8 protein-coding genes are annotated in these 7828 nt (G+C 64.2%); 3 read left to right on the top strand and 5 right to left on the bottom strand.

Annotation, left to right across the window (positions count from 1 at the left end; all coding sequences use genetic code 11):
• Positions 1-190 precede the first annotated feature (190 nt).
• From DI606_RS06080 to DI606_RS06070, 3 genes are all read left to right on the top strand, one after another.
• Positions 191-388, top strand: a complete 198-nt coding sequence (locus DI606_RS06080) for a hypothetical protein (protein ID WP_293980596.1) — start codon at positions 191-193, stop codon at positions 386-388.
• A 189-nt stretch (positions 389-577) separates the two neighbouring features.
• Complete coding sequence (locus DI606_RS06075; protein ID WP_293980594.1) at positions 578-1183, top strand: sigma-70 family RNA polymerase sigma factor; 606 nt, start codon at positions 578-580, stop codon at positions 1181-1183.
• Entirely contained in the window at positions 1101-2111 is a 1011-nt protein-coding gene (locus tag DI606_RS06070) for a FecR family protein (protein ID WP_293980603.1), read from the top strand. The genes DI606_RS06075 and DI606_RS06070 overlap by 83 nt, the downstream gene beginning before the upstream one ends.
• A gap of 8 nt (positions 2112-2119) precedes the next feature.
• On the opposite strand, the gene DI606_RS06065 is transcribed toward DI606_RS06070, so the two are convergent.
• From DI606_RS06065 to DI606_RS06045, 5 genes are read right to left on the bottom strand one after another with little or no spacing between them, the layout of a single operon-like run.
• Positions 2120-3862, bottom strand: a complete 1743-nt coding sequence (locus DI606_RS06065) for an MFS transporter (protein WP_293980592.1) — start codon at positions 3860-3862, stop codon at positions 2120-2122.
• Positions 3863-3864: 2 nt separating this feature from the next.
• Positions 3865-4611 (bottom strand): FkbM family methyltransferase, encoded by a 747-nt coding sequence (locus DI606_RS06060; protein ID WP_293980591.1) that lies wholly within the window; start codon positions 4609-4611, stop codon positions 3865-3867.
• Positions 4608-5753 carry a glycosyltransferase family 4 protein gene (locus DI606_RS06055; protein ID WP_293980590.1) on the bottom strand — a complete coding sequence of 382 codons (1146 nt, stop codon included), beginning with the start codon at positions 5751-5753 and terminating at the stop codon, positions 4608-4610. The genes DI606_RS06060 and DI606_RS06055 overlap by 4 nt, the downstream gene beginning before the upstream one ends.
• Positions 5750-7063: a hypothetical protein gene (locus DI606_RS06050; protein WP_293980589.1), complete on the bottom strand. Its 1314-nt coding sequence runs from the start codon at positions 7061-7063 to the stop codon at positions 5750-5752. The genes DI606_RS06055 and DI606_RS06050 overlap by 4 nt, the downstream gene beginning before the upstream one ends.
• Positions 7060-7803, bottom strand: coding sequence for a methyltransferase domain-containing protein (locus tag DI606_RS06045; RefSeq protein WP_293980588.1), 744 nt, complete (start codon positions 7801-7803; stop codon positions 7060-7062). The genes DI606_RS06050 and DI606_RS06045 overlap by 4 nt, the downstream gene beginning before the upstream one ends.
• Positions 7804-7828: the final 25 nt, after the last annotated feature.

Here is a 7828-nt window from a genome sequence, read left to right as displayed (position 1 = left end):
AACCCCCACATCTTGCGATACCAGAACCTAAATCTGGCGCGTCTACCAGTTTCGCCACGCCCGCATCGGTCGCCGGTCGGCGCGGCATAGAGAAAAGCGCGATAAGAGGCAAGGGATAGTGGCGCGCCCCGGCGGAACTGCCCGATGCTCCCGTGCGTAGCCTTCGTCGAAGACCAGAAGGAGAGACATGATGGCCACTCGTCCCGCCCCCAACCCCGACGGCATCCCCGCCCCCGACATCATCCAGCCCCAATCGCCGGACGAAGCCCCCCCGCTCAACGTGCCCGACGAAGCGCCGATGCGCGAACCGGACGAGGTCAGCCCGGTATCCCCCGATTATGACGAGCCTGCGCGCGGCCCGGACGAGCTTCCGCCGCCGCCCGACTGACCTGACCCCACGCAGCAACCGTGCGCTTGAGGCCACATATCCACAATTATTTTGCGCCAGCGGGGAACTTTCCGGTCGATCCGACAAAAAAAGGTCGCACCCCGCTGGACAGCCCCGTGCAAGAATGATTGACTGTTACAAATCGAAGAAAAGACGGAGAGGCGCGACTGACAAGTCTAGGGGGTAGACGTGCATCGGGTTCGAGCGAAACTGGAGTGGTTCAAGACGGTCATCCTTCCACAGGAAGCCGCTCTGCGCGGTCGGTTGAGGCGCATCCTGCCTTCTAACCACGAACTTGAGGACATGGTCGCCGAAGTCCTGACACGGGCCTATGCCACTGAGAATTGGGAAAACGTCACGACCGGGCGCGCCTATCTCTTCACCATCGCCCGCAACCTCGTCATCGATGCCGCGCGCCGCAACAAGGTGGTGAGCTTCGAAACGATCGCCGATCTGGAATTGCTGGGCGGCGAGAACAATATCGAAACCCAGCTTCACGCCCGCGAAGCGTTGCGTCAGGTCGAAACCATCGTCGAGTCGCTGCCGCCGCAATGCCGCCGCGTTTTCATCCTGCGGCGCATCCACGAAAAATCGATGCTCGAAATAGCGGAGGAAATGTCGCTATCCGTTTCAACGGTTGAAAAACATCTGGCCAAAGCCATCGCGATAGTTATGCGAGCATGGGCGGAACGTGAGGAAACGGACTTCGAGCGTGCAGGCGTGGGAACCAAGGTCAGGCAGCGCGGAATGGAGCGCGATCGAGGCGCAGGCCGCGCGCCTGCTGGCCAGGCTTAATTCCGACCCCTCTCCAGAGGACGAGGCGGAAATATGCGCCTGGGTCGAAGCGGACCCGAAGCATGGCGTCGCTTTCGCACGTGCCGAGGCCGCATGGGAGGAAGCCGAGCGACTGAAAAGCGCGGCCGCTGACGTCACCCTCCCCCCGCTCGCACAGATCGTGAGCGAAGAGCAACAGCGCAGGCTGTCGCGCAATATCATGATTGTTGCAGCGGTCGCCGTTACCCTCTTCATCATCGCTGCCGTCGTAACCATCCACACCTTCTCCGGCGTCAATCGCTACGAAACCCGGATCGGCCAGATGCGCGATATCGCGCTGACGGACGGGTCGACGCTGCATCTCAACAGCGATAGCGAAGCTGAAGTGCGCTTCACCGGCAACGGTCGCAAGGTCCGCGTGTTGAAGGGCGAGGCCTCCTTCGACGTGGCGCACGACCCAAGCCGCCCGTTCGAGGTAGAGGCGCGCTCCGCTATCATCCGGGCCGTGGGCACGGCGTTCAATGTCCGCCTGCGCCCATCCCTGGTCGAACTCACGGTGACGCGGGGCGCGGCGCGCGTCCGCTGCGCCACCGGGACATCGCATATGGTGGAAGCGGGCCGCGGCGCCATTATCCAGCCGCGCAATATCGCTTTGACGACGCTTGGCTCGCGGATCGTGGGGCAGCGCATTGCCTGGCGCGACCGGATCGTCGAACTGGACGGCGAAACGGTGGAGCAGGCGGCAGGCGAATTCAACCGCTACCGCACCGCCCCCATCCTGATCGGCGATACGCGCGTGTCCTCGCTGCGGATCGGTGGGCGGTTCCGCACCACTGACAGCCGGGAGTTCCTGTCAGCCCTGCAACTCAGCCTTCCCGTGCGGGTGGTCGATGGCGAGGATGGATCGGTGATGTTGCTCTACCGCGACGAGGAGCCGGGCGAAGCCTGAAGCTTGCGCTACATGGCGTTGCCAGTGGCTTCGAGCGCTTCCTCGAAGGTTTCGGGCAGCGGCGGCTGAACCGGCTTGTCGCAGTCGACTTCTTTCATATGCGCGCGCAGCGCATCCATGCCGTCGAGGTTCCACCGCGCCAGCGGAACGCCCAGAGGACGGAATTCGGATCGATCGAACAGTTCGACTACATAGGACCGGCAAAGGCTGTCCACCTGATCGAGCGTCAACATGGCAAGATTCATCACCATGGGCTTGCCCGGCACGCCGTTTCGCCCCCGCACGAGATCGGTGACGTAAAGCCCGCCGCGCGGATCGATCAGAACAACGTCGGCCTCACTCGAATCGATCAGACGATGGCTGGCGGCGTAGGGCGCGACGAATTCGTGCGTCCGCCAGACGAGAAAGATGCTTGCCACAGCCGTGATCGCGAGGCCGATCCACAAGGGCCGGTTCCAGTCCGCGCGGCGGCATTTGGCCCAGCCCAGTCCCGCCAGCAGGCAAAAGGGGCCGATAAAGCCGTGGGCGTAGCGGAACCCCCAGCCATAACCCTGCGCAAGCGCTAGGACGCACCCCGCAATGCAGCCCAGCGCGAGCGGCAGCGCGATTTCCTGTCCGCGCACCATAGCCCGCCACCGCATCGTGGAAACGCCCAGTACCGCAAGCGGGACCATGAGGATATTGTTCCAGGCGACATAACGGGTGAGGTTGACGAGCGGCTGCCAGCGGTCGCCGAGCCGTTCGAACAGGCTGCCGACCTTATCCGCGACGCCGGCCGAAGGACGCACGTCGACAGGTGCCCCAAGCATGTGGGAAAGGAAACCCGGCCACAACTTCGCCCAGATGACGACGATCGCGACCAGCGTCAGCGCGTGGAAAGCGGCGACCGTCCAGCGGCGCTGCAACAGCATCCAGAGGATGAAGGGCGCAATGAAGAGCGGCGGGAAATGCCATTGATGCAATCCCGCCGCGATCACGGCGACCAGCCCCGCCGCACCGTGCCCGAGAACCCCTCCTCGCAACATCAGCGCCAGCCAGATCATGTTAAGCGCGAAATGCCCGGTCATGGCATAGGGCGTCATCGCCGTGACCCAAAGCTGCGTCGACGAGAACGCGAGGAGCAGGGCCACCCAAACGGCGTCCGGGCGGTCGGGCATGAGCCGCAACGCCACGCGCCAGAGCGCGACGAGGCCCGCCATCAGCAGCGTCGGCCCGGCAAGATTGGGATCGCCCAACTTCCAGAACAGCGCCTGGATCGCGCTGTTCACCGGCAAATAGGCCGCTGTCCAGTAATCCGCAGCGCCGAAGGGTGAGAAGAATTCCGGCATGATCGCGCGGCGATAGGCTTCCCATTCCATGGGGATGGGGCGCGCGAACCGGCCTTCGCGCATGTAAGCAGCGGCGAAGCGAGCGACTTCCTCGTCCCGGCTGATCGCATAGTCCTGAAACAGGGCGTAGTGGCCGGCCCAGGCTGCGATGCCCAGCAGGACGATGAGGGGGATGACGATCCTGGCCTGCGGCGGGGGTAGGGAAAAGCCCCGCCCTTCCGCCCAGGGGGCGGCCAGCGCCAGAAGACAGAGCGCCCCGAGGAGCGCGGGGAAATCCTGATCCAGCAGCAGGATGACCGCCAGGCTGATGCCCTGCCGATAGGTGACGTGCCACAGAAAAGTCGCGCCCAGCCAGAGCGCTAGCCCGATCGCCCCGGCGAGGTAGATACGGCGTGCGTCGACATGGCCGGTCCGCCCGATCATGCTCAATCCCCGACCAGCGTTCGGTTGGCGAACAGGCCGTCCATTTCGACGAGGCGCGGGAAATGCCCCTTGTTATTGGCAAAAAGGGCCGACGGAACGAAACCCGCCTGTTCCAGCCAGTCTATCATGGCACGATAGCCGGTGCCGGACTGGTAGATGGGACGGATGGCGAGTTCGGTCTGCACGCCCGCCATCGACGAAAGAGCCGCGCCCGCGCCTTCGCACACGGCCAGGTCATGGCCCTGCGTATCCATTTTGAGGAAGGGCTTGCAGAAGCGATGCTCCGCAATCAGGCCGGGCAGCATCGTGTCGAGCCGGCGGCACTCCATGTCCACCGATTTGACGATGCGGTTGCGGTCTGTGAAAATCGCGTCCTGCCCATCCGAGGGTGCCTTGAGCGAACTGAACTGATCGGCGGCCATGATGTTAAAACTGGCCGGGCCGTCGAAGTCAGACAGCGCCATGTTGAAAACCTGCCAGCGCGGATCGCGCGCCGCATGGCGGGAAAGCTGCGCGAACACGTCCGGGTTCGGCTCGAACGAGAGGATCAGTCCGCGATAGCCGCAATCGCGGCGCAGCATCGTGGCATATTGGCCGCGATTGGCTCCGACATCGAACAGGCAATCGACTTCGAACGCGGACAGAAACCGGCGCAGCGCCTGGATTTCGGGATATTGGTGAACGCGACCGGTCAAGGCCAGCCGTGTCGCGAGCGCCCGGTCCCGCACTTCTCGCACATAACGGTTCATGCGCGCCCGGCCAGCACGCTGTCATAGACGCCGATTGTCGCCACGGCCATGTCCTTCCAGCTTCCCATCGCTTCGCCATAGGCGCGCGCCCGCGCGCCCTGCTGCTGCCTGATGGCCGCGCTTTCGATCAGCGGCAAGAGGGCTTCGCCCAGCGCCTGCGCATTTCCGGCGGGGGATCGCGTCGCGACGCCGGCGGGAAGCTGACCGAACATGCCGGCGTCCGACGTGACCATCGCCTTGCCATGATGCAGCGCAGACAGGAACGCGCCGCTCGAATCGATATGACGATAGGGGAAGGCGACGATGTCCGCCTTTTCCATATGCGCGCTCAATCGCCCCTCGGACAGGAAGCCGAAATCGGTGAACAGACGATCTGCGTAACCGGCCTGCCCGACGCGGGTCGTCAACGGCTCCATCGGCATGAAGGGTTTGCCCGCCAGCGCCAGTTCGAAACGATGCCCCGCGCTCCACAGGATAAGGCAGGCGTCGATCAGGATGTCGATGCCCTTATAGGGACGCATCGTGCCGAAGAAGAGGATGCGCGGGACGGCTGCGTCGGGCACCGCGGCGCGATCGTCGGCGCTGGGCGACGCGAGTTGCATCGGTGGGTGGGGAATGACGTGGATGCGGCCAGGTGAGACGCCCTGCGTCAGGAGCGCCGAACGGGTCGTGTCGCCATGAACGATCAGTGCGTCGAACTGATCGAGCAGCGCGCGGTAGCCCTGCCCCTGCACCCCCGCATCGGCATGATAAGCGTCGGCATTGTGCACCGTGTGGACCAGAGGCACGCGGCCCTTGATCCGCCGGAGCATCAGACGGTCCGCCGGTGCGAGCGGGAGCCATTGCATGTGAGCGACATCGGCCCGCTTGACCTGCCCGATACCGCCCGCAGCGCAGGCAAGGCCATATTCGGCGGCCTTGAGCAGGCGGAAGGCGCGCCCCTCTCCCATGGTTCGGCGCAGCCGCTCGCTGAGAGGGAAATAGGCGGGGTCATAGCGATATCCGTCCGGGCGGATCGCGTCGGTATCGCGCATCGGGCGACCCATTAGGGTGACGGCATGCCCCTCCCCCGCCAGGGCCGTGCAAAGGCTGTCGTCATAGCGCCCGGTAAAAAGCGAAGGGTCGAGCATGGCGATCTTCATGCGCGGGCCAGTCGTCTTAGCGAGAGGATATGGAGACATCCGGCAACGGCGAGCGTCAGCGCATACAATGTCAGGAACGCCACCTCGAACTGACCGGGCACAAGGGCGACCGCCAGCGGTGCGCTGATCAACGATCCGACGAGCAGCGGGATCGATCGGCCGAGCAGATGGCGGAAACGGCCAAGCGCGGTCTGGATATAGACCGAGATGCTCACCAGCGTCAGCGCGGCAAGCGCCAGGACGATGAGGATCAGATCGATCAGACCGATCCCGGCGTGGCCCGCGAACAGCAGGTGAAAAAGCCTCTCGCCCAGCAGCAGCAGCGCTGCCGCTGCGGTGGCCCAGAACGCAAAGGCCGCCCCCGACACACGCAGAAGCAACTGGCGCAAACGCACGCTCTCCCCGGCGTGAAAGGCGCGGGTGATGCGCGGCAGTACCGCTTCGACCACGGCGCGCACCAGCATGGACAGCGAACGCGACATCTTGAAGAAGAAGTCGAACACCAGCATCGGTCGCGGGTCGGACGTGGCTGCCGCAATCGTGAAATAGGGCGCGTTATACGCGACGATGTCCGACATGGTGAACAACACCGAAGCGGTAATGTCGCGGAGGTAATGAGTGCGGACATGGCTGCCGCCCGACCGGAATGCCAGCCAGTGCGCACGCGTCATGCCGAGCCTTCGGTGGACATGGGCGATGGCCCAGCCGACGACCAGAATGCTTGCCGCCATTTGCAGCGAAACCGACAGGACCGGATCGAAGCCGAACAGCATCGCGGCAAGCAATCCTATGGTCACCACCCGCCGCCCGCAGTCGAGCAGTTCCCAGAGCAGATTGCCGTCTACCGCCGCCAGCGCGCGCTTGGCCAGCAGCGCGGGTAGATTGAGGCAGGCGGTGAGGAAGAAGAGGAAGAAGAGCAGCGGCACGCCGGTCCGCAACCAACCAAGACCGAGCGCAGCCGCCAGCACGAGCAGCGCCGTAGCGATCAACAGCGCAAGGAACAGGACGATAACGCCGATCTCTTCCTTTCGGAAGCCGCCACCCCTGTCCTTTGCGTCGCTCGCCGCGTCCTCACCCAGCCAATAACGTCGCAACCGCGCATAGATGATGCTGGTGAGCCCGAATTCCGCCGAAATGGTGAAGTTGCCGAAAGCGACCAGCAGCAGGAACGCCTTGAATTCCGCCAGGGGAAGGACGCGGACGAAAACGAACGTGACCGCAAAGCCCCAGACGAGAACGAGCGCTACATTGGCGAGCTTTACCAGCGCCAGGATGCGGGCGGAGCTTTCCAGCCGCGCAAGTCTCGTCATGCAACGGCGGGCTTGCGCGCGCGGAACAGCCTATCGTCGAGCGCGTAGAGGTGGCGGATGTCGGGGTCGATCGATGATGCGTCGATCTCCTCCAGTTCGAAACCCGCTGCGCGGATACGGTCAGCGAAGTCGGGGCCATATTGGCGGACGTGATCCCATTGGCCGAAACGCCGCTCCCGCTCGCGCGGGGGCATGGCGAAGCTGCCGTCCTCAGTCGGCTTGTTCCACAGGGGAACCACCAGCCATGCCTCGCCGCCAGGCTTGAGCGCCCGGTGAATGTTGCGCAGAACCGCACCATCGTCAGGCACATGCTCCATCACATGGCTGGCGTAGAAAAGATCGTAGCGTGCTTCATCCGCCAGCTCCATCAGGTCGACCCGGCGCATGCGCGGAACCGGGTAGATGTCTGGATGAAGATCGGCGGGCACATAATCGGAGGCGACGGAAAAGCGGCGTACGAGGCTGGCTTCGTTGGGCGCCATGTGCAGAATCGCGCCCTGCACCGGCACCACGATACGCCCTTCCCCGATGAGCCAGTTCATCAACCGTTCGCGCGGGGAAGCGCCGCATCGGGGGCAACCCCATTCGCCGTTGTCGCCATAGCGGAAGAAGCCGACGACCATCTGGCCACAGGCAGGACAGGCGCGGGTTTTGCGGGCGCCAAGAGCGCTGCGTAGGCGCAGCGCCGCCCTGGTCGCATGTTTGCCGACGGCCTTTGCCACCCGCTGGACAGTAATCACCTTTTGCTCCGATCAGGATCAAGCA

This window comes from Sphingobium sp. (assembly GCF_003248505.1).
In the GTDB taxonomy this organism is placed as follows: domain Bacteria; phylum Pseudomonadota; class Alphaproteobacteria; order Sphingomonadales; family Sphingomonadaceae; genus Sphingobium.
The sequence above is the reverse complement of the archived record's forward strand: the minus strand, read 5'-3'. Positions and strand labels throughout refer to the sequence as shown.